At 41.8% G+C, this 19,921-nt stretch carries 21 protein-coding genes; 8 read left to right on the top strand and 13 right to left on the bottom strand.

The annotated features are described in order from the left end of the window. The first annotated feature begins 254 nt into the window (after positions 1–254). Positions 255–932, top strand: coding sequence for a response regulator transcription factor (locus EV579_RS13160; protein ID WP_122632048.1), 678 nt, complete (start codon positions 255–257; stop codon positions 930–932). Continuing rightward, entirely contained in the window at positions 929–2,260 is a 1,332-nt protein-coding gene (locus EV579_RS13155) for a HAMP domain-containing sensor histidine kinase (protein WP_024423416.1), read from the top strand. Before EV579_RS13160 ends, EV579_RS13155 begins: the two co-directional genes overlap by 4 nt. Positions 2,261–2,280: 20 nt before the next feature. On the opposite strand, the gene spxO is transcribed toward EV579_RS13155, so the two are convergent. Further along, positions 2,281–2,445, bottom strand: a complete 165-nt coding sequence (spxO, locus tag EV579_RS19010; RefSeq protein WP_003212782.1) for an anti-adapter protein SpxO — start codon at positions 2,443–2,445, stop codon at positions 2,281–2,283. A gap of 193 nt (positions 2,446–2,638) precedes the next feature. Between spxO and EV579_RS13150 the strand changes: the two genes are divergently transcribed. Further along, a complete protein-coding gene (locus EV579_RS13150; protein ID WP_133744591.1) occupies positions 2,639–3,517 on the top strand; it encodes a TetR/AcrR family transcriptional regulator in 879 nt (292 codons plus the stop codon). Positions 3,518–3,564: 47 nt separating this feature from the next. Here the strand turns inward: EV579_RS13150 and fumC are convergent, their stop codons facing one another. Together fumC and EV579_RS13140 are read right to left on the bottom strand one after the other, a co-directional pair. After that, positions 3,565–4,959 (bottom strand): class II fumarate hydratase, encoded by a 1,395-nt coding sequence (gene fumC, locus EV579_RS13145; protein WP_024423418.1) that lies wholly within the window; start codon positions 4,957–4,959, stop codon positions 3,565–3,567. A gap of 89 nt (positions 4,960–5,048) precedes the next feature. Beyond that, positions 5,049–5,216, bottom strand: coding sequence for a YvzF family protein (locus EV579_RS13140; protein ID WP_003213147.1), 168 nt, complete (start codon positions 5,214–5,216; stop codon positions 5,049–5,051). 112 nt (positions 5,217–5,328) lie between these two features. On the opposite strand from EV579_RS13140, the gene EV579_RS13135 reads away from it, so the two are divergent. The 4 genes from EV579_RS13135 to EV579_RS13120 are packed head-to-tail and all read left to right on the top strand — an operon-like array spanning position 5,329 to position 9,358. After that, the gene (locus tag EV579_RS13135; RefSeq protein ID WP_133744590.1) at positions 5,329–6,753 is read left to right on the top strand and encodes a spore germination protein; all 1,425 of its coding nucleotides are present in this window, start codon (positions 5,329–5,331) and stop codon (positions 6,751–6,753) included. Further along, positions 6,740–7,834 carry a GerAB/ArcD/ProY family transporter gene (locus EV579_RS13130; protein ID WP_044331290.1) on the top strand — a complete coding sequence of 365 codons (1,095 nt, stop codon included), beginning with the start codon at positions 6,740–6,742 and terminating at the stop codon, positions 7,832–7,834. The genes EV579_RS13135 and EV579_RS13130 overlap by 14 nt, the downstream gene beginning before the upstream one ends. Further along, positions 7,831–8,952 carry a Ger(x)C family spore germination protein gene (locus EV579_RS13125; RefSeq protein WP_133744589.1) on the top strand — a complete coding sequence of 374 codons (1,122 nt, stop codon included), beginning with the start codon at positions 7,831–7,833 and terminating at the stop codon, positions 8,950–8,952. Before EV579_RS13130 ends, EV579_RS13125 begins: the two co-directional genes overlap by 4 nt. Before the next feature lie 37 nt (positions 8,953–8,989). Beyond that, the gene (locus tag EV579_RS13120) at positions 8,990–9,358 is read left to right on the top strand and encodes a hypothetical protein (protein WP_041107739.1); all 369 of its coding nucleotides are present in this window, start codon (positions 8,990–8,992) and stop codon (positions 9,356–9,358) included. A gap of 42 nt (positions 9,359–9,400) precedes the next feature. Here EV579_RS13120 and liaR read toward each other — a convergent pair whose 3' ends face one another. The 7 genes from liaR to EV579_RS13085 all read right to left on the bottom strand — a co-directional run bounded on the left by liaR (position 9,401) and on the right by EV579_RS13085 (position 14,671). Continuing rightward, entirely contained in the window at positions 9,401–10,036 is a 636-nt protein-coding gene (liaR, locus tag EV579_RS13115; protein ID WP_024423423.1) for a two-component system response regulator LiaR, read from the bottom strand. Beyond that, positions 10,033–11,097: a two-component system sensor histidine kinase LiaS gene (liaS, locus tag EV579_RS13110; protein WP_024426016.1), complete on the bottom strand. Its 1,065-nt coding sequence runs from the start codon at positions 11,095–11,097 to the stop codon at positions 10,033–10,035. The genes liaR and liaS overlap by 4 nt, the downstream gene beginning before the upstream one ends. After that, entirely contained in the window at positions 11,094–11,885 is a 792-nt protein-coding gene (gene liaF / locus EV579_RS13105; RefSeq protein WP_185853824.1) for a cell wall-active antibiotics response protein LiaF, read from the bottom strand. Before liaF ends, liaS begins: the two co-directional genes overlap by 4 nt. Before the next feature lie 3 nt (positions 11,886–11,888). Further along, positions 11,889–12,758 carry a LiaG family protein gene (liaG, locus tag EV579_RS13100; protein WP_024423426.1) on the bottom strand — a complete coding sequence of 290 codons (870 nt, stop codon included), beginning with the start codon at positions 12,756–12,758 and terminating at the stop codon, positions 11,889–11,891. Between the two features lie 104 nt (positions 12,759–12,862). Further along, positions 12,863–13,531: a stress responsive protein LiaH gene (liaH, locus tag EV579_RS13095; RefSeq protein ID WP_024423427.1), complete on the bottom strand. Its 669-nt coding sequence runs from the start codon at positions 13,529–13,531 to the stop codon at positions 12,863–12,865. Between the two features lie 15 nt (positions 13,532–13,546). Continuing rightward, positions 13,547–13,939, bottom strand: a complete 393-nt coding sequence (locus EV579_RS13090; RefSeq protein WP_133744588.1) for a hypothetical protein — start codon at positions 13,937–13,939, stop codon at positions 13,547–13,549. Between the two features lie 162 nt (positions 13,940–14,101). Then, positions 14,102–14,671: a cob(I)yrinic acid a,c-diamide adenosyltransferase gene (locus EV579_RS13085; RefSeq protein WP_133744587.1), complete on the bottom strand. Its 570-nt coding sequence runs from the start codon at positions 14,669–14,671 to the stop codon at positions 14,102–14,104. Between the two features lie 189 nt (positions 14,672–14,860). Between EV579_RS13085 and EV579_RS13080 the strand changes: the two genes are divergently transcribed. Next, positions 14,861–15,607, top strand: coding sequence for an SDR family NAD(P)-dependent oxidoreductase (locus EV579_RS13080; RefSeq protein ID WP_133744586.1), 747 nt, complete (start codon positions 14,861–14,863; stop codon positions 15,605–15,607). Positions 15,608–15,623: 16 nt separating this feature from the next. Here EV579_RS13080 and pdxA read toward each other — a convergent pair whose 3' ends face one another. Genes pdxA through EV579_RS13065 form a run of 3 tightly spaced genes read right to left on the bottom strand, consistent with a single transcriptional unit; the run spans position 15,624 to position 19,775 of the window. Then, positions 15,624–16,649, bottom strand: coding sequence for a 4-hydroxythreonine-4-phosphate dehydrogenase PdxA (gene pdxA / locus EV579_RS13075; protein ID WP_025094125.1), 1,026 nt, complete (start codon positions 16,647–16,649; stop codon positions 15,624–15,626). Next, complete coding sequence (locus EV579_RS13070; protein ID WP_133744585.1) at positions 16,625–17,968, bottom strand: four-carbon acid sugar kinase family protein; 1,344 nt, start codon at positions 17,966–17,968, stop codon at positions 16,625–16,627. Before EV579_RS13070 ends, pdxA begins: the two co-directional genes overlap by 25 nt. Positions 17,969–17,993: 25 nt before the next feature. Further along, positions 17,994–19,775 (bottom strand): sigma-54-dependent Fis family transcriptional regulator, encoded by a 1,782-nt coding sequence (locus EV579_RS13065; RefSeq protein ID WP_181950627.1) that lies wholly within the window; start codon positions 19,773–19,775, stop codon positions 17,994–17,996. Positions 19,776–19,921: the final 146 nt, after the last annotated feature.

Raw genomic sequence — 19,921 nt, 5'->3', positions numbered from 1 at the left:
ATTGAAAAATACTTTATGGCAATATGTCAAATTATATAATACTTATTCATAGAAAAAAAGCAAGGTGCGCACATTGATGAAAAGCACCTATTCATCCGCCTTTTGTCTATGCCCTTTTTTCCCTTGACCTTATCATAATCAAACATTATGGGATAATGATGAGAAGAATATGTGAAATTGTGAAAAAAGCGTGTGATTGTTGACATGCCGCCTTCGTATCCCGTTATAATGACGTTGAGAGGATGTGGAAGACTTTGTCGTACACCATTTATTTAGTTGAAGATGAACAAAATTTAAATGAACTGTTAACCAAATATTTAGAGAGTGAAGATTGGAATGTCTCCTCTTTTTTAACCGGAGAAGCGGCACGCGAGGCCATAAACAAGCCGCCGCATCTATGGATTTTAGATATCATGCTGCCTGATACAGACGGCTATACCCTCATAAAAGAAATTAAAGCCGCATCACCTGACGTACCGGTCATTTTCATTTCAGCACGTGATGCAGATATCGACCGTGTCCTCGGTTTAGAGCTGGGAAGCAGTGATTATATTGCGAAGCCGTTTCTTCCTCGTGAGCTGATCATTCGGGTTCAAAAGCTGCTGGAGCTTGTGTATAAAAACAGCGATAGCCCGCAGCAGCAAAGCGTCACTTCAGTTTCTTCTTATGTCATTCATGAGGATGTAAGAGAGGTCTATGAAGAGGGGCAGCTCATTAACTTAACGTCTAAGGAATTTGACTTGCTGCTTTTATTTACACATCACCAGGGACATGCTTTTTCTCGTGAAGATATCCTCGTCAAGATTTGGGGACACGATTACTTCGGGACAGATCGTGTGGTGGATGACCTTGTCAGACGGCTGCGCAAAAAAATGCCCGACTTAAAGGTCGAGACCATCTATGGATTTGGCTATAGGATGCTGAAAGGATGAAGAACAAACCGCTCGCTTTTCAAATTTGGGCTGTGATCTCTGGCATTTTGCTCACCATTTCCATTGTCCTGATTATTCTATTTTCCAATACATTACGTGACTTTTTCACAAATGAAATTTATAAAAATATCGAAAATGAACAGCAAGTGCTGACAGAATATCCATTGAACCGAGACGGCTCGCCAAAATCGACACCGGAAAACCGCTCCGTGCAGCACATTTTGATCCCGTCAGATGAATTAGATCAAATGGCGCAGTTTTTTCCGCATGCTTTTATTGAGAAAATCCAATCGTTTGTGAAAAAACAAAAAAGCGCAACGAAACGGTATTCTGAAGAGGTGAACGGCCAGCATATCTTTTTTGTCATCAAAAAAGTATCATCAGGCAATACACAATATATTCTTCTGTCCTATGCACCAGATTCTTATCGAGATGACCTATCCTTTACGCTGTTTAAACAGCTGATCTTCATCTTAGGCACTGTTATTTTACTAAGCTGGATTCCATCGATTTGGCTTGCCCGCTATCTATCCCGACCAATCGTTGCGTTTGAAAAGCACGTCAAACGGATTGCCCAAGAGGACTGGGACGATCCTGTCATCGTTGACCGGCAAGATGAAATTGGCAAACTTGGTCATACCATTGAAGAAATGAGACAAAAACTCATTCAAAAAGATGAAACAGAACGGACACTTTTGCAGAATATTTCACATGACTTAAAGACACCTGTCATGGTCATCCGCGGCTACACGCAGTCCATTAAAGATGGTATTTTTCCTAAGGGAGATCTTGAACAAACGGTGGAAGTCATTGAAGGTGAAGCGGAAAAGCTTGAGAAGAAAATCAAGGATCTGCTGTACTTAACAAAGCTTGATTATTTATCTAAACAACATCCCGCACATTCTTCCTTCCTACTCAGTAATACGATGCTGGAAGTGGTCGACCGAATACGGTGGTCGAAAAATGAATTGCAGTGGAACGTGGACTTAGATGATGAGGCTGCTCTTGAAGGCGATCCAGAACAATGGAGCAAATTATTTGAGAATGTACTAGAAAATCAACTTCGCTACGCAAAAAGTAAGATTGATATTCAGATGAAACAAGAAGAGGATCAAATCCGCATTGTCATTCGTAATGACGGTCCTCCAATTGAAGAACATATGCTGTCCAACCTATACGAACCTTTTAGTAAGGGAAAAAAGGGCGAATTCGGTATTGGATTAAGCATTGTCAAAAGAATCCTTTCAATGCATCAAGCGTCCATATCTATTGAAAATGATGATCTAGGTGTACGTTATACAATCATGGTTCCAAAGAAGAGACTGTAGGTTTTTGACCGCAGTCTTTTTTAAATGAATGAATACCCATTGAAATCACGGTATGTGGCTTTGATCTTTTTGCCAGCTTGATACATCCATTTCTTTTCAATGGTTGTCTCTTTCGGCATTTTGACTTTTTCTACTTGAATCCCTTTTGTTCGCAAGCGTCTAATCATATCATCAATTTCTCTCATGGAACATCATCCTTTCGCATATTTTGACCAGTTGGTCACCTTACTTTATAATATAAAGAATTACACTGTAAAAAACAAGTTACAATCTGATTAATTTTTGAAAACTTTCGTCGTTTATGACCAATAAGTCACATGCTCTTTGCGCACGTTTCCTAAGACATTTGTCTCTCGGTAAGAAAGGATGACATTCATATTGAAAAAGAAAGAAAAAATGATCATTGAGGCTGGCATGAAATTATTTGCCAGCAAAGGCTACAACACAACGTCTGTTCAGGAAATTGCGGATGAATGCCACATGTCAAAGGGTGCTTTTTATCTTTATTTTAAATCAAAGGAAGCATTGCTCATTTCAATCCTTCATTACTATTACGATAAGGTATTTACCCGGATTCATGAGGTTCAAACAGAGGGCGGCACACCAAAAGAAGCCTACCGTAAACAGCTCACTGTCTATTACGATAATATTTTGCAGCAAAAGGATTTTATTAAAATGCAGCTGAGCGATCGAGCGCTTCCTATGACTCAAGAAACGCAGCAGCTCGCAAAACAAATTAGGCTTGCGACGATTCAGCTTCATATCGATAATATTAAACAAGTGTATGGAGACGCTGCCATTCCTTATATGGCTGATTTATGTTTGACGATTGAGGGCATGAGCCACGTTTATTTCGAGCTTGCGATTTTATATGATTTTGAGCTGGAAGCAGAAGAGCTTGCCACAACCATGATTCACCGTATCGATGATTTGATGGGCGGTATGATGAAGCGAAATGATCTTCCTCTCATTTCTGTAGATCAAGCGAGCGATTGGTTTGGTCCGATTTATGAACGGTCATTCGATCCGCTCACAGAATCTCTTTTACAGGAATTAAGAGAGATGGCTGAAGCACACTATGAAGTGAAAGACGAGCCTGAATTATTTGAAGCGCTTGGCATTCTGGAAAATGAATTAAACAAACAAAAACCAAGACAAGTCATCGTGAAAGGCATGCTGTACCAATTGAAATTATACGCACCGCTTCAAACCAACTCCGAATCTCTTTTGCGTATTTTGAAAGAGGATCATTTGTAAACACATATTTTCAATGAAAAAAACCAGGGGCAGCCGCCCCTGGTTTCTTATTTTGCTTTCGGTGTCACCATTTCCTCTGGTTTCACAAATTGCTCGAACTGCTCTTCTGTTAACAGCTCTAATTGAAGTGCTGCTTCTTTTAGTGTTAATCCTTCTTTGTGCGCAAGCTTCGCAATTTTCGCTGCATTTTCATATCCGATGTGCGGGTTTAGTGCCGTCACAAGCATCAATGAATTGTTCAAGTTTTTCTCAATCGTTTCAAGGTTTGGTTCGATTCCAACTGCACACTTGTCATGGAATGAGTTCATGCCGTCAGCAAGTAGTTCAACTGATTGCAAGAAGTTATAAATGATGACTGGCTTAAATACGTTCAGCTCAAAGTTTCCTTGGCTTGCCGCAAAACCGATTGTGGCATCATTCCCCATGATTTGTGCTGCAATCATGGTTAAAGCTTCACTTTGGGTTGGGTTGACTTTTCCTGGCATAATGGAGCTTCCCGGCTCATTTTCAGGAATGATCAATTCACCAATTCCGCAGCGAGGACCACTTGCAAGCCATCTCACATCATTGGCAATTTTCATTAAATCAGCTGCAAGTGCTTTTAAGGCTCCGTGTGCATACGTAATTTCATCATGGCTTGTCAGCGCATGGAACTTGTTTGGTGAAGAATTGAATGTTTGACCTGTCAGCTGGCTGATTTCCTCAGCAACATATTGACCGAACTCAGGATGTGCGTTAATACCTGTACCAACAGCCGTTCCGCCAATGGCCAATTCTCTCATTTTTTCAGTTGATTCTAGAATCATTTCTTTTGAACGGTCCAGCATGTATACCCAGCCGCTAATCTCTTGGCCAACTGTCAGCGGTGTTGCATCCTGCAAGTGCGTACGGCCGATTTTCACAATCTCTTGATACGCTTTTGCTTTCTCATCAAGAGTTGTTCTTAACTGGTCAATAGCAGGCAGCAATTTTTTGTACACAGCTAAAACAGCTGCCACGTGCATAGCCGTTGGGAATGTATCATTTGAGCTTTGGCTGCGGTTAACGTCATCATTCGGGTGAATGCTGAACTCGCTATTTTTATCTTTCAAATAAGCAGTTGCTCTGTTTGCAACGACTTCGTTCATGTTCATGTTACTTTGTGTTCCACTGCCTGTCTGCCAAACAACAAGCGGGAAATGCTCGTCATACTTTCCGCTGATGATGTCATCACATACAGCAGCAATTGCTTCTGCTTTTTCGCTTTCAAGGTTGCCAAGACGCTCGTTCGCAATCGCTGTGCTACGTTTCAAAATTGCAAACGCATTCACAACTTCCTTTGGCATTTTCTCAGAACCGATTTTGAAATTTTCTTTGCTTCGTTGTGTTTGTGCACCCCAGAACTTGTCCTTCGGCACTTTGATTTCGCCCATTGTGTCTTTTTCGATTCTAAATTCTGTCATTATGTATCCCTCCATAGCTTCTCATCACTCAACTCTATTCTATACAAAAAACGAAAATCCTTTAAGCGTTTTCAATTAAAATTTTATCTTTATTTTAATTTTAGTTCAATATAAACGCGAACATCCTTCGAATATTTGTATTTTGGGTTCGTTTTTCCGTAATCCTTTGATGTATATGTCACCTCATAATGCTTGTCAAACGACTGTAGAATACGGTCGATCTCCTCTTTTGTTCCTGCTAAACGAATCTGTGCCATCTTGTTTCCTCCAAAACCCTCATTCTTTCTTTTACCACAAAATAATGTAACACAGAATATTGTTTTTTCAAGCAGGTAATGCTAAGAAAAAGATTTGAGGCGGGTGATCCGAATGAATCAGACTCCATTAAAAGAGCACTTATACGATAATCTCTCCGTCATTCTTCCGCAATTAAAGGAAATGGACGATTTGGTCCATGAGAAAAAAACGCTGCCTCACGGACAGGTGGTTTACTATTTATACATAAAAGAAATGAACGAAAAGATGGAGATTCAAACCTTTTTAAAGCTGCTTCTCCAAGATCATACGTCTCTCACAAAAGAGAAGCTAGAATCCAATTTATCAATGATGACCACTCGTTCGGTGAAAACCTCTGAGGAATTGGTCGATGCGATTTTTGATGGGCATTGTGTTGTTCTGATTAACGGATTTCAGCATGCGTATATTTTAGAAACGCATGGAACGAAGAAACGCAGTATAGGGGATGCTACCTCTGAAACAGTTGTGAGAGGACCGAAAATTGGCTTTATTGAAGATTTAGATACGAACTTAGCTCTTGTGAGGCAGCGCTTGAAAAACCCCAATCTTAAAACCGTCGACATGAAGATTGGTCAAAAAAAATACACCCAAGTGACCATCATGTACATTGACGGTATGGCTCAATCGTCTGTTTTAAAAGAAGTGAAAAAACGGCTCAAGCAAGTCACCATTGATGATATACAAGACTCCGGTGTTCTTGAGGAACTGATTGAAGACAATGTGTACTCGCCTTTCCCGCAAGTCCAAAACACAGAACGGCCGGATAAAGTGGCCTCTGCTTTAAATAATGGACGTGTCGCCATTTTTGTTGATCATTCTCCTTTTGTGTTAATTGTACCTGCTTCTCTCGCGACGATTATGCAATCACCTGATGATTATTATGAAAGGTGGATCGCTGCCTCTCTCATTCGGATGCTGCGGTTTACCTCTATTTTTCTGACATTATTTTTATCAGCCATTTATATTGCACTTGTGTCCTTCCACCAAGGACTTTTACCAACAACACTGGCTATTTCGATCTCAAGTACAAGAGAAAATGTCCCCTTTCCGCCTATTGTGGAGGCACTCATCATGGAGATAACGATTGAGCTGCTGCGGGAAGCCGGTTTAAGACTGCCAAATCCGCTCGGTCAAACGATTGGACTTGTAGGCGGAGTTGTCATTGGGCAGGCGGCCGTTCAGGCTCATATTGTGAGCTCGATCATGGTGATTATCGTCAGTGTGATTGCCCTTGCATCATTTACTGTCCCGCAATATGGGATGGGCATGTCGTTCCGCGTGCTCCGGTTTGTGTCCATGTTTACAGCAGCTACCTTTGGTTTATATGGGATTGTGCTGTTCATGCTCGTTCTCCTTACTCATTTAACACGGCAAAAAAGTTTTGGGACGCCTTATTTCTCACCAGATTTTGTGTTCAGCTATAAAAACGAAGACAATTCCATCATTCGATTGCCTTTAAAAAATCAAAAGAAAGGAGAACGATATGGTCAATCATAAAGAGTCGATCACCAGCTATCAGGCAAGTGCCATCATTGCCAATACAACATTAGGTGCAAGTATGATGATTCTGCCAAGAGCAATGGCTCAGGCTGCAGCTACACCTGACGGCTGGATTGCGCTCTTACTCATGAGTGGGATTTACATTGTATTTATTTTTGCGAATGTCCTTATGATGAAAAAAGTCCCCTTCTCCTCTTACTATGATTATACGAACGAGGGGCTTGGCAAGTGGATCGGTGCCCTTGCTAACCTGCTCATTATTATTTATTTTCTCGGCGTTGCCAGCTATGAAGTGCGTGCTATGTCGGAAATGGTGAAGTTCTTTTTGCTTCAAAACACTCCTGTAGCGGTGACAATGATCAGCTTTATTTTGGTCGGTCTTTATCTTGTCGTCGGCGGGATTGGTGATTTTGCCAGACTGTGCCCTTTTTTCCTCATTGTCACCCTGATTATCTTATTTATTGCTTACGGACTCAGTGTTCAAGAGTTTAAGTTAGATAACCTCCGGCCTGTTTTAGGCGAGGGCTTCTCCCCTGTCTTCAAATCCTTTAATGCATCAGCTATTTCGTTTGTCGGCATTGAAATGATGCTGTTTATGCCTGTCTATATGAACACGCAAAAACACACCTTTGCTTATGGCGCAATCGGCTTTTTGATTCCTGCGATCATTTATATATTCACCTATATTCTTGTCGTTGGTGCGTTCACTGTGAAAGAAACTGCGACGTTGACTTGGCCGACGATTGCTTTATTTCAATCGTTCGATATACAGGGGATCTTTATTGAGCGGATTGAATCTTTTTTGCTTATCGTTTGGCTTGTTCAGCTTTATACGAGCTTTGTAGGATATACGTTTTTTGCTGCAATGGGGGTATCCAAACTAACAAAATTACCCAAAAAAGTCGTACTCACGTTGATGGGAATTGTCATCTACTTTGCCGCCGTTTTCCCAAAGGATGTTGATACAGTGCGTGATTATTTAACCTATGTGAACAATTTATTTTTCCTTTTATTCGGCATTCTCCCGTTTCTCTTATTTATCATCGTATTTTTGAAAAGGAGGCGGAAAGCGGCATGAAAAAGAAAGTGGTTTTTGCATTAATGACCCTTGTTCTATTAAGTGGATGCTGGGATAGTACCAATATTGAGGAACTCAACATGGCGATTGGTTATGGCTTAGATAAAGGAGATGACGGTCATAAGCTTAAAATATCAATGCAAGTCCTTGTTCCTCAAAAAATTGAACAAGAATCCAGCGTAAAAGACCCAACAAAGATTATAGAAACGAGTGGTGATTCCGTACATCAAATATTCCGAACAACGACGCTCAAAAGTCACCGGATTTTCGCCCAGCAGCTGAGGGTGTATTTATTTTCTGAGGAACTTATCAATGAGAATAATTTCGACCTCGTCATTAATCAATTTATTCGCGACAATGAAACGCGGAGAGGAAGCCTCGTCTTTATGACCTCAGAAAAGCCTGGGGACTTGCTGAAAATCAATGACGATGGGCAGCCAGCTTCTTCTACATTATATGATATTTCTGGGAATACAAAATCGACCATACGTATGTTCAAGCCCGTTTCATTAGGAGATATTTCTTCTGCTATGCAAAACAACGTATCTTTTGCTGTTCCGAAAGTCGGTGTGGATCAAGGGAAATTAATACTCGATGGAGCCTCTATTATTAAGAACAGACGATTTCTCACCAGCATCTCTCCGTTAGCCGTGCAGTCATACAATCTGTTGACTGGGGACGGAAAAGGCGGAGTCATTGAATTTGAATATGATCACAGCATCTATTCGTTTGAGATTTTTAAACTGAAACATAACATTGAAACGAATAAAACAGCGAGCGGAAAATATCAATTTAATGTGTCAGTGGCGCTTGAAGGAAGGTTGTCTGAGGATTGGAATGAGCGTGAAAACTCATTTAATGAAAAGTATCTTCAAGAGATTGAGGGTGCAGTGGAGCGTCAATTAGAGAAAAACGTAAAAGATTTCATTGGGGAATTACAACATGAGATCAAAGCAGATATTTGCGGGTTTTCTCAAAAAGCGAGTATTGCGTATCCGAAGGACTTTCGAAAAGAAGCGAAGCATTGGGATGAAATTTTTAGTGAATCGGACATTCGTTACAAGGCAAATGTGAAAATCCGTGACTTCGGGACTAAGGGCGCAACACAATCTTTATAGAGTGTGTTAAAATGGTAAGAAAAAAAGGGTGTCAATCATGAAACGAGCTTTACTTTCGGCCGGCATTCTATTTTTGATTCTAGGGATACTTCTGTTAATCGTTGTATTCACGCAATCAAAAGAAGATTTCTTCATTGAAGCCGACAGCTTTTCAAGCACATTTTTGATCGTGGTTTATTATGGACAAACCCCTGCGCTCCTTCTGTTGGGAGGCGGTTTATTCGTCGGACTTTCACAGATCATTGATTTGCAGGAAAAAAAAGCGGCAGCAGCAAAGGAGAGCGTAAAGCTTTTATCCGAAATGAAGAAAACCCTGGAAGAAAAATCGGCCAAGGAGCAGGAGGCTTTTCCAGTTCCTGAGCTCCATCAACTATCCGAACGTCCGATCACAGGACAGAAGGACTAATTTTACGCATGTTCTAGCAGCTTTCACTTGAAAGCTGTTTTTTTATTGAATCAGCTTATGACGGTGCGCATACACAGCCGCTTGCGTTCGATCTTCCACATCAAGTTTGGAAAGAATGTTGGTAATATGGGTCTTCACCGTCTTAATTGTAATAAATAATTCCTCGGCAATGACCTTATTCGATTTCCCATCCGCAATCAGCTTCAAGATCTCCATTTCTCTTGCTGTTAATGAATCGTGAAGGATGGACCCATTTGATGAATGACGGAGTTTATTCATGACCTTTCCAGCCACTTTCGATTCAAGTCTTGGTTCACCGATACTTGCTGATCTGATGGCATCAGCAATTTCTCCTGCCTTGGATGTTTTTAATAAATAGCTTAGAGCACCCGCCTCAATCACCGGATAGACTTTATCATCGTCAATAAAGCTCGTCAGAACGATAATCTTGGCATCTTCAATTTCCTGACAAATTCTTTTCGTTGCTTCGATGCCATCCATCCCTTCCATGACAAGATCCATTAAAATCACATCTGGCTTTAACTCAACGGCTAGCTCTACACCTTTTTGTCCATCTGACGCTTCACCAATGACTTCAATATCAGCCTGCGCCTCTAAAAAGGCCGCAAGACCCATTCTCACCATTTCGTGATCGTCGATTAAAAGCACTCGAATCATCGAACGTTCTCTCCTTTTCCTTCATCAAAAATGGGGACCTTCACATCAATTTGTGTGCCTTTTCCCTCAAATGACATAATCTCTGCGACACCGCCTACTTCACTTGTTCTCTCTCGAATCGATTCAAGTCCGTAGGAGGCTGTCTTCACATGATCTGTTTGAAAGCCGATACCATTATCAATAATCTTTAGCTGCACTTGCCGGTTTCTTATGAGCAGGCGCACAGTTACCTTTGTCGCCTTTGCATGCCTAAATACATTAGACAGGGCTTCTTGCACAATTCGGAAGAGGTGGTCCTCTACTCCTTTAGATAACGGAACATCATCTTCGATTTCCCAATCAATATCAATCGGCTGCTTTGCTTGGAATTCATTTAGCAGCTCAATTAAGCCTTTTTTCAGGTCTTTTCCTTCTAGCGTGATCGGTCTTAGGTGAAGCAGAAGAGCACGCATCTCATTTTGTGCATCGCCAGCCATTCGTTCGACAAGCTGCATTTGCTTTAATATCTTTTCGTCCTTTTCCTTCATGCCTTCAAGAATAGCTGAAGTCATCATTGAAATCGCAAATAACTGCTGACTGACCGCATCATGGAGCTCTCGTGCAAGCCGCTGCCGCTCTTCTGAGACGACCGATTTCTTCATTTGAACCTGCCATTCAGCCCGTTCATTTGAAAGCTTTTGCAAAGAGGCTACTTGCCCTTCGACCCGCTTCGCCATTTCATTTAATTGATCGGCGGCTAAGCCAATTTCATCGTCGCCAAGAGACGGCAGTCTATATGCAAAGTTTCCATTTTCAAATTTCAAAATCGACTCAACAAGCTGATCGAGGCGTTTCTTATGCTGATAGCCAAATACACTCCCGGCAGAAATCCCAATCGCAAGACTAACGATGAGTAAAATACAAAAAAACGGTATGCCAAACCAGCGGGTAGAAAGCAGGATCATTGGATCAAGCTGATAATAAAAAAACATCGGCAGGGTCGTCATCGTCACAACACCGAGCGAGATACCGACGCCAAGACGAACAGATTGCCACTGGAGACCTAAATGCAATTTCCTCATAAGTATCTCACATCCACATCTCCGATCAGCAGAGAGATGGAGATTTTCACTTTTCGTTTGCTCTCATCGTAATCGTTGGTCATCACGTACACTTTACTGCCGAACCCGCTTCTTTTTTCATCTATGATTTTCATATCACCAATCGCGGCGGAAGCACTCACACATACTTCAATATCCTGCGGTACGTAAATATCCACATCTCCAATCAGCCCGCTAATCACGATCGTACTCTCTTCTTCTGCGATGATCGCCTTTGATAAATCGATTTTAACATCGCCAATAAAACCTGAAATCGTCAAATCACTTAATTGAAACGGCTTTTTCATCAGCCTGACTTCACCAATAAAAAAGTCATGCTCTTTGCGCGGCTTTGTCTGGCTTTTTGTTTTCTTCTGATCGCTCTTTTTTTCAAGATTGACTTTCAGTGAAGGCTTCCCGTCGTCTGATGTTTCCTTTTTATCGACATCAAAAACAGGTTTATTTTTCAATAAGCGGTAGCCGGCATAAATCAAAAAGGCCGCAAATAGGTAACCTGTTAAACTAAATGTAATATTGAGCAGAAATTTTAAGAAGAGAAAGCCGGCAAAAATATAGGAAACTGAACCGAGCCAACGTTTGGATCGTGAGTGCAGCCAATAACCCGCCAGCGCAAAAAACACAGGCCAAAACAAATCTGCTCCGATCCCAATAATTTTGAGAAATAAATTAATACCAAATATCACAACAATGATGCCTAAAATTTGATTCCTTGTAAAACGCAGTTGACTCGCCTCCTTCCTTTCTTTCATTCATTACCGCAGCTTGAGGTTACCACTTGTCATTTCAATATCGACTACATGTGTCCCTTTTCCCCGCGTACCTGTAAAGCCTCGACCTTCACTATCCACTTGATCAAAGTCATACGAGTGATCGACGCTTCCACTTGTTTTTTTCACCTGAACGTTGAAATCTCCGTCATCTGGCAAATTAAATTTCGCACTCCCTGATGTCATATGAAAGGAGACAGGTGACTCAATTGTATCAAAACTTGCTGTCAATCGGCCGCTTGTCATGCCCAATTGCAGCTCGCCTTTGACATCATTAATATCGGCACGCCCTGAAGTTGCCCCAATATCACTATCCTTCGCATCAATGTGCGACACTGCCAGTCTGCCAGAGGTTGCTTTGATTTCTACATTTTTTGCTGAGAAATTCTCAGCTGTAAGATTTCCACTCGTTGATTTAAGTATCACATCTTGAAGGGACAGCTTTCCTTCTCCGTCAATCTCACTGACGCCGCTTCCACCCGTAATCTTCACATTTTTATGATAATCTGTTGGAATTTTAACTAAAAGCTCTCCTTTTTCAAATTGAGTAAAAAACAAGAAGCTTTTATTTTCAGCACGAATTTTGAACGTACCGCCTGTTTGCTCCGCATACATTTTCCCTTTTCCATTGACAGCAGTCACCGAGATATCGGAACGATTTTCAGGTTTTACCTTCACGCGAAACCCAGAAAGAGAAATATCTAATTGATCAATCTCCTCTTTTTTCGCTGAAGCTGTTGTCACTGGTTTTTCACGGGAAAAACTTAAATGAAAGAGATTTTCATTTTTGAAAAGCATGCCAATCATTAAAAAGATACCTACAAGTATACAAATTAGACCGATTAATCGCTTCATTTATACCATCCCTTTATCTTCTGACCTTTTCATTATAAGGAAAAGCGAAACAGAAAGAAATCAAATATCGGAAGAAAAAGCCTGCTTTTCTTCCGATTTGACCTTTATACGTTTGCTTGCTGCTGTTCAGGCTTTTTCTCAAGCTTCAGCTTCTGCCATTCTTTTTCAACCTCATCGGCGTAGTCTAAATGAGCATATGCCCCTTGATCTGCAAATTGTGCATAGCTGCCTGCTTTGGTTTCCATTTCTTCAATACGGTTCTCCATTCGAAGAAACTCTTTATATGCACTTTCACTGTCTACTTTATTGATGGAATCATTCATATGCTGCTTTGCCTGTGCGGCATTGGCTCTTGCAATCAGTGCCTGCTTCTTGTCTTTTATATCACGCAGCTTCGTTTCTAAGTGCTGCAATTGCTCTTTCAGCTCTTTCAATTGTTTCACAGATTGCTGGTAGGCTTCCTGATATTCGTTGTGCTTTTCTTCAAAATACTTCATTTCGGTGAGCGCTTTTCGTGCAAGCTCCTCTTCTCCCGCATGATATGCCAGCTCGGCCTGTTTCTTTCGCTTTTCAGCAAATGCTTCCGTCTCTTCTGCTTTTCGCAGGAAGCCTTGCTGAATCGTTTGCTGTTTGATGATGGCATGTTTCGCTTTCGCAACATCATCCTCCATATCACGAACGTATTGATTCAGCATGACACGCGGATTCTCCAATTTATCTAAACCTTCATTGACAGTTGCAACAAACATATCTCTTACTCTTCTTAATACCATTTGATATTCCTCCCTTTATTTTTTCTTTAAAAAGTCTTCCCATTCTTGATCAAAAGACGTATGAATCGGTTCTTCCGTATTAGGTGCCGTGTTTGGCTCCATATAGGCTCTGCTTGATGATTTTTCGGTAGATTCACCATTGATCATCGACCAGCCAAAATAAAGAAGTACCCCTGCAAATGCGATGCCGAGTATAAACGGCAGAAATTGCACGACGATCAGTACACCAATGACTGCTAGAATGACACCTAAGGTTTTACTGCTTTTTTCGTATTTTTTAACACCTACATAGATGAGCCCTGCACCAATCAAAACCGGGATCAGCCCACCTAATGAACCACCAAAGAAGATGGATAAACCGACAAACAATAAAATTGAACCGATAATGGTTTTACTTGTTATTTTCATCTTCATGCCTCCTTTCTTGCTCCTTGCTTTAACTATAGTCAAAAAAGAAAGCCGGCAAAACGTGTCACAGATTGATCTTTGATTGCGACTAGAGTCGTAACAATGCTCAGACTAAGCGGCAGAACCTAATAAAAAAGCACTCTTCTATGAAGAGTGCTTTCCTTATTTAGAACGAAACACATCGGCACTTCGTTCATATTCAACATCAGCTTCACCAAGCCGATAATTCACGATTCGAGCGGCTGCAAATAAATAATCGGATAGACGGTTTACGTATGAGAGCACAACGGCTGGAATCTCCCCCTGTTTTGCAAGCGCCACAATATGCCTCTCGGCTCTTCTGACGACTGTCCGCGCTACATGTAAGAGAGCAGCGCCTTCCTGACCACCCGGTAAAATAAACTTGGTAAGCGGCTCAGCCTCTTCTACATAGACATCCATTCTTTCCTCAAGGACTGTCACAGAGGGTTCTGTTAATTTGCCTTCTTTACGTGGTTTGACTGCTGCCAAATCACCCCCGCAGTCAAACAGCTCATGCTGTATAACGATCAGCTCTGACAAAAGGTCCGGAAACAATTCGCCATGCTGCCGTAATTTTGCATGCGCGAGTCCAATAAAGCTATTCGCCTCATCTAACGTACCATACGCCTCTACTCTCACATCATCTTTATCGGCTCTTCCTCCGATCAAGCCTGTTTGGCCCTGATCCCCGGTTTTCGTATAAAGTTTCAACGGTTTGCCCCCTTTTCTACTGCTTTGTCCTTTTAGTATAACCTGAAGTTAAAAAGATGTATTTGTTTTATTATGAAACACTTTTACTGAAAATCACTCCAAACCCCTTATATATGTTGAATGATGAAACACCACGTTTTATAATGAATGAAAGCGCTTTTTAATTATGAGAGATGGGGTGGGATGTACGTGAGTTTACAAAATAAAGTAGCAATCATTACAGGTGCAAGCAGAGGAATTGGCCGCGCCATTGCGGAGGCACTTGCCTGCGAAGGAGCGCGCGTCGTTCTCAATGGAACGAACGACATGCTGCTGCAAGAGGTTTGCTCCTCACTGAATAAAAAAGAGAAACGAGCCGTTTATGTTGCTGGTGATGCTAGTTTACCAGAGACAGCCTCTTCACTCGTGGAGCAAGCGAAAACACATTTTGGACAGATTGATCTGCTGGTCAACAATGCTGGGATCAATTTACGAAAATCAACAGTCGAGACATCCCTTGATGAGTGGAAACGATTGATTGATATTAATTTGACCGGCACGTTCCTCATGTGCCAAGCGGTCATTCCTGACATGATCAAACAACAAGGCGGAAAGATTATTAATATGAGTTCTACAACTGGCAAAACCCCTCATCACAATGCATCACCTGCATACGGTGCATCAAAGGCAGGCATCAATTATTTAACCATGCATCTTGCCAAAGAATTAGCAGAGCACCACATTCATGTGAATGCTGTCTGCCCTGGTCCAATTGAAACAGACATGAGCAAACAGTGGAGCGATGAATACCGGCGTTCGGTTTTAGATAGAATTCCTTTGAAAACGATTGGGACACCAGAACAAGTCGCAAATGTTGTGACATTTTTAGCTTCTGACCAGTCGGATTTTATCACAGGAGAAACCATCAATATGAATGGCGGAACGTATATGAACTAGAAAAAAAGAGCCTCTCTTAAAGGCTCTTTTTCTTTTCATATTGATTTTCTCTCGTACCAGAAAGCATGATGGCCTGTCTAATAGCTTCTTCCATGCTCGCAGAATCAGCTTTTCCTGTTCCTGCGATATCAAATGCCGTCCCATGATCGACACTTGTACGGATAATCGGCAGCCCAACTGTAATGTTTACACCCGACTCTAAACCAAGCACCTTAATCGGTCCGTGCCCTTGATCATGATACATCGCCACAACGATGTCAAAGTCACCTCTTACTGCCCTAAAGAACAAGGTATCAGCAGGCAGCGGCCCAAATACTTGAATCCCTTCTTCCTGCGCTAGTTCAACCGCTGGGATGATCTTCTCCTCTTCTTCTCCGTTCCCAAACAACCCATTCTCTCCAGCATGCGGGTTAATCCCGCATACAGCGATTTTAGGAGCAGAGATCCCAGAACGGACGAGTGTATCATGTGCCAGCTTAATCGTCGTGTATACACGCTCAGGATTAATCTTTAAAATGGCATCCATTAATCCAATATGTGTGGTGACATGAACTACCTTTAAGTTAGGGGCCGCCAGCATCATCGCATAATCTTCTGTACCTGTCAGGTCAGCTAAAATTTCTGTATGTCCTGGATACATATGACCTGCCTTATGAAGTGCTTCTTTGTTTAGCGGCGCTGTGCAAATGCCGTCAATTCTACGGTCATTTGCAAGACTAATGGCTTTTTCAAGATATCGGAAAGCAGCATTTCCTGCTTCTTTTGATATGTCCCCAATTGGAATCTCGTTCGTTAAGAGCTTAAGGTCTAAGCACGGAACTGCTCCGGCTTTCACCTGCTCCGCTTCCTCTGGTTCTTTGATACTTACAATCTCCACATCTGTATTCACAAAGTCTTTTGCCCTATTTAATATACTGGTATCTCCGATCACAAATAGAACGGCTTCTTCATGTAAACGCGTTTGCTGAAAAGCTTTTAAAATAATTTCAGGACCAACACCAGCCGCATCTCCCATCGTTACAGCAATGATTGGTTTTGACATTCGACTTCCCCCTCTATCTTTTTCAGCACTTCTACCGCGTGGAGTACTGAATTTTTTTGACCGTAAGCTCCTGCTTTCGTAACCGCATATAAATTCGTATCAACAAGCTGACCGAGCGGGATGCCAGGTTCAATTTCTTTCAGCAGCCGAATACCTCCTGCTCCAAGCTCCTGGCAAATCGCCCGCGCTGTATCTCCGCCAGTTAGGAAAAGTCGTCTCATTCCTGATAATGTGACAATGTCTTTTGTGATCATTCCAAGAAAGACGGACAAAGCACTTCCAACCTCTTGTCTTGACAGCCCTTTCTTTTCTCCGTAAACCAGCATCTTTTCAACCATCTCTGGCCGTGCATCTGTGTAAAGGAGAATATCTTCGTTCTGACGCTTACGCAGTTGATCGAGAACTGATTTTCGTTCCCATGCTTCACGGCCGTTTAATACATTCAGCGGGTTCACTTTTATCTCAAAACAATCGTGAGTTTCTCTTAAATAAGCAAACTGCTCATTTGTTTTTTGAGAGGCACTTCCAGATACGATGAGGACAGGTCTCTGTTTTTTAAGGCAAGAAGTATTTCTATGTTTAGCGACATATGCCGATAATGCACCAGCTAGTCCCGCTGAACCGACCCATAGTATTCTTTTATCCATCTTCATAAACACTTCCACAATCCGCCCTAAATCATCACTTGTTTCTGCATCACACACAAACCATTGGTGACCATGCTTCAATAAGGATGATACCTCATCATTCATTCCTTTGAGCTCTTCACCGATTGTTTGTTGAGAAAGGTTTTTTGGTCTGACGTTCGTCTGCTCCTCAATTAAATCTGGTATGCTGGATGTCAAAACTGGTGTTTTCGGATCCTTTGCTGCCTCTGACAGATGAACAGGCACTCCTTCCACATAATGTATGCCATTTTTGGTTGCTCTTTGTGCATCTGGGTAGGCAGGTGCGATAACCGCCGCATCAAATGGGCCAATATCCATTAGTGCTTGCAGTTCAATTCCTATATTGCCTCTTAATGTTGAATCTATTTTTTTTAAGAAAAGGTGCGATTCATCTTGGAGAAATGGCTGCACCATTTGGCTGACCTCATGGTAGGCGTTCTCTGAAGACATACTTCGTGAATCGGTATCCACTATCAGCACATCCTCTTTATACCTGTCAATGCCTTCAAATGACGGCTGAAACAGGACAGAGGCTGTGAAGCCCGCTTTGACAAATTGAACACCTGTATCGTTGGCACCTGTCAAATCATCCGCCACAATGATTACCTTTTGCTCTAGTTTCGCTCCTTTTTTTAATAGATCGTTTGTCATTTAGACACCTCGGCCTCATTACATATTATTCCTTTAGCTTTCTCCATAGCGTCGTACGATTGATATTCAACCGCTTTGCCGCCTTTGATTGATTCATATTTTCTTCTTCCAGCACCGTTTTGATAATCCGTCTTTCAATTTCATCAAGCGTTCCATTCAAATAGCTGGACAGCTGTTTTTCTTCATTTTCAAAAGCAAGCTGATCAATTGCTGCCTTTGCCTTATTCAACGTGATATATCCACTTTTTGTCGTCAGCACAAGCTCCTCAATGATCCGCTTGAACTGCCTGACATTTTCTCTGAATTTCTGGTGTTGAAAGGCTTCAATCACATCTGCTGACAGCCCAACCACCTGCGTCCCGTAAAGAGAATTTAGTTCCGCAATAAATAACCTGCTCATGTCCTCAATATCTTCTGGCCGTTCAGATAACGGAGGGACATGAATTGTGAGCTCCTGTAAGCCTGTATATAATTCCTCACAAAACGCTCCAGATTGCATCAATTTGAACAAATCCACTTGAGACGCAGCCATCCAGCGAATATTCTGATGATGATGCATCTGCTCAGCAATGAGCTGCTGTATATCCATTGGAACGCTCTCAATATCCTTTAGAAACATCGTCCCTTTTTGATGCAGAGGGATTGATTTTAAATCTTCCGGTTCTATCAAACGTCTGCAATGTACCGTCGTAAAGCTCTCATCTTTCCTCTCGCTCATTTGATGGATGGCAAATGCAAGGCTTGATTTACCAGTTCCTTGTTCACCATACAGGCAAATCGAGCGCTCCGTTTGGCTAAACGCTTTTGCCCTTTTGATCACATCTTTCATTTTCGGGCTCTGTTCTGTAAAAAGAGCAAATGGATGTTCTGAATGAATAGGCGACGCAAGCGTCCAAATACGATGACCTTCTTGATTCATCACAGCCGAAGGCCTTTCAATCGTGACAAGCAACTCGCCTTTCGATAGCATGCTTCCTTTGACATGCCACACTTGTTGCTGATGAGATATTTGAGAATATCCATTTTGTTTCCCTTCTCGAATCGCCTTTAGTGCCGGTTCAAGTGCTGGACACCATGTAATCACATCGGCATGAGAAGTAGACGGTGCAAATAATCCTTTTTCTGTCCATTGTTTCATTTGTTGATTCATAAAATGAAGTTTGTTGTGTGGATCGACGATCAGCATGCCTTTTGGCTCTTGATCAATCATTTCACGAAAAAGACGCTGTTCAGCTGTCGCCTCTTTATATAAACGATACATTTGTTTTGCTTGATGAAATGCTTCTTTGACCGATTCACGACCTGATGTAATGAGCATACTCTGCATTCCCAGCTCTTTAGCCGCTTTATCTGTAATGACATCTCCAAGCACAACCTGTGTCCCTTGATCTTGTAATTGTTTTAAGAGATCCCATACCTCTTCCTCTTGCTGCACTGTGTAAATATCAATTTTAATTCCGTATAATTCCCCAATGGTGCGGACACCTTGAGTGATATTTTCAAAACCCACGACCGCTTTTTTACCTTGATAATCTTTTATCAGCGTTAAGGCACGAAGCAAGTCGTACCCTGACACAGGGATATCCACTACTGGGATGTTCACATGTTTTTGAATGAGCGCAGCTGTTCCGCCCCGGCTCATAATGATATCCATCCCTTGAGCTTCTGCTTGTTCTGCGAGAGCAACACCAGACCTAAGATCTCCGACTACAAGCTGGAATGTGATATTTTTTTCTTCTTTGGCAAGGTCGATTAACACATCTCCCAACCCTTTATACGGCGCAACACCTAACACTTTGATATTCATGAAAAGGACCCCCATTTTTTATCTCTTCATCATGAGACATACCTTGAGGGAGTCCAGCCGATAGAAAATGGGGACAACCCTCCAAACATCAATTATAAATGAAGCAAATGAGGGTTACAATTCACCAGAAGCAGGGCCCTCTTGCA

Origin of the sequence: Bacillus sp. BK450, assembly GCF_004364885.1 — a bacterium.
GTDB classification, from domain to species: Bacteria; Bacillota; Bacilli; order Bacillales; family Bacillaceae; genus Bacillus; species Bacillus safensis.
This window is presented reverse-complemented; position numbering and strand designations above follow the sequence as displayed.

Bases quoted from the DNA above. Each gene is read 5' to 3' on its own strand.
- EV579_RS13155 (WP_024423416.1), top strand. From the start codon at position 929: ATGAAGAACAAACCGCTCGCTTTTCAAATTTGGGCTGTGATCTCTGGC.
- spxO (WP_003212782.1), bottom strand. From the start codon at position 2,445: ATGAGAGAAATTGATGATATGATTAGACGCTTGCGAACAAAAGGGATT.
- fumC (WP_024423418.1), bottom strand. From the start codon at position 4,959: ATGACAGAATTTAGAATCGAAAAAGACACAATGGGCGAAATCAAAGTG.
- EV579_RS13140 (WP_003213147.1), bottom strand. From the start codon at position 5,216: ATGGCACAGATTCGTTTAGCAGGAACAAAAGAGGAGATCGACCGTATT.
- EV579_RS13135 (WP_133744590.1), top strand. From the start codon at position 5,329: ATGAATCAGACTCCATTAAAAGAGCACTTATACGATAATCTCTCCGTC.
- EV579_RS13130 (WP_044331290.1), top strand. From the start codon at position 6,740: ATGGTCAATCATAAAGAGTCGATCACCAGCTATCAGGCAAGTGCCATC.
- EV579_RS13125 (WP_133744589.1), top strand. From the start codon at position 7,831: ATGAAAAAGAAAGTGGTTTTTGCATTAATGACCCTTGTTCTATTAAGT.
- EV579_RS13120 (WP_041107739.1), top strand. From the start codon at position 8,990: ATGAAACGAGCTTTACTTTCGGCCGGCATTCTATTTTTGATTCTAGGG.
- liaR (WP_024423423.1), bottom strand. From the start codon at position 10,036: ATGATTCGAGTGCTTTTAATCGACGATCACGAAATGGTGAGAATGGGT.
- liaS (WP_024426016.1), bottom strand. From the start codon at position 11,097: ATGAGGAAATTGCATTTAGGTCTCCAGTGGCAATCTGTTCGTCTTGGC.
- liaF (WP_185853824.1), bottom strand. From the start codon at position 11,885: ATGAAAGAAAGGAAGGAGGCGAGTCAACTGCGTTTTACAAGGAATCAA.
- liaG (WP_024423426.1), bottom strand. From the start codon at position 12,758: ATGAAGCGATTAATCGGTCTAATTTGTATACTTGTAGGTATCTTTTTA.
- liaH (WP_024423427.1), bottom strand. From the start codon at position 13,531: ATGGTATTAAGAAGAGTAAGAGATATGTTTGTTGCAACTGTCAATGAA.
- EV579_RS13090 (WP_133744588.1), bottom strand. From the start codon at position 13,939: ATGAAAATAACAAGTAAAACCATTATCGGTTCAATTTTATTGTTTGTC.
- pdxA (WP_025094125.1), bottom strand. From the start codon at position 16,649: ATGTCAAAACCAATCATTGCTGTAACGATGGGAGATGCGGCTGGTGTT.
- EV579_RS13070 (WP_133744585.1), bottom strand. From the start codon at position 17,968: ATGACAAACGATCTATTAAAAAAAGGAGCGAAACTAGAGCAAAAGGTA.
- EV579_RS13065 (WP_181950627.1), bottom strand. From the start codon at position 19,775: ATGAATATCAAAGTGTTAGGTGTTGCGCCGTATAAAGGGTTGGGAGAT.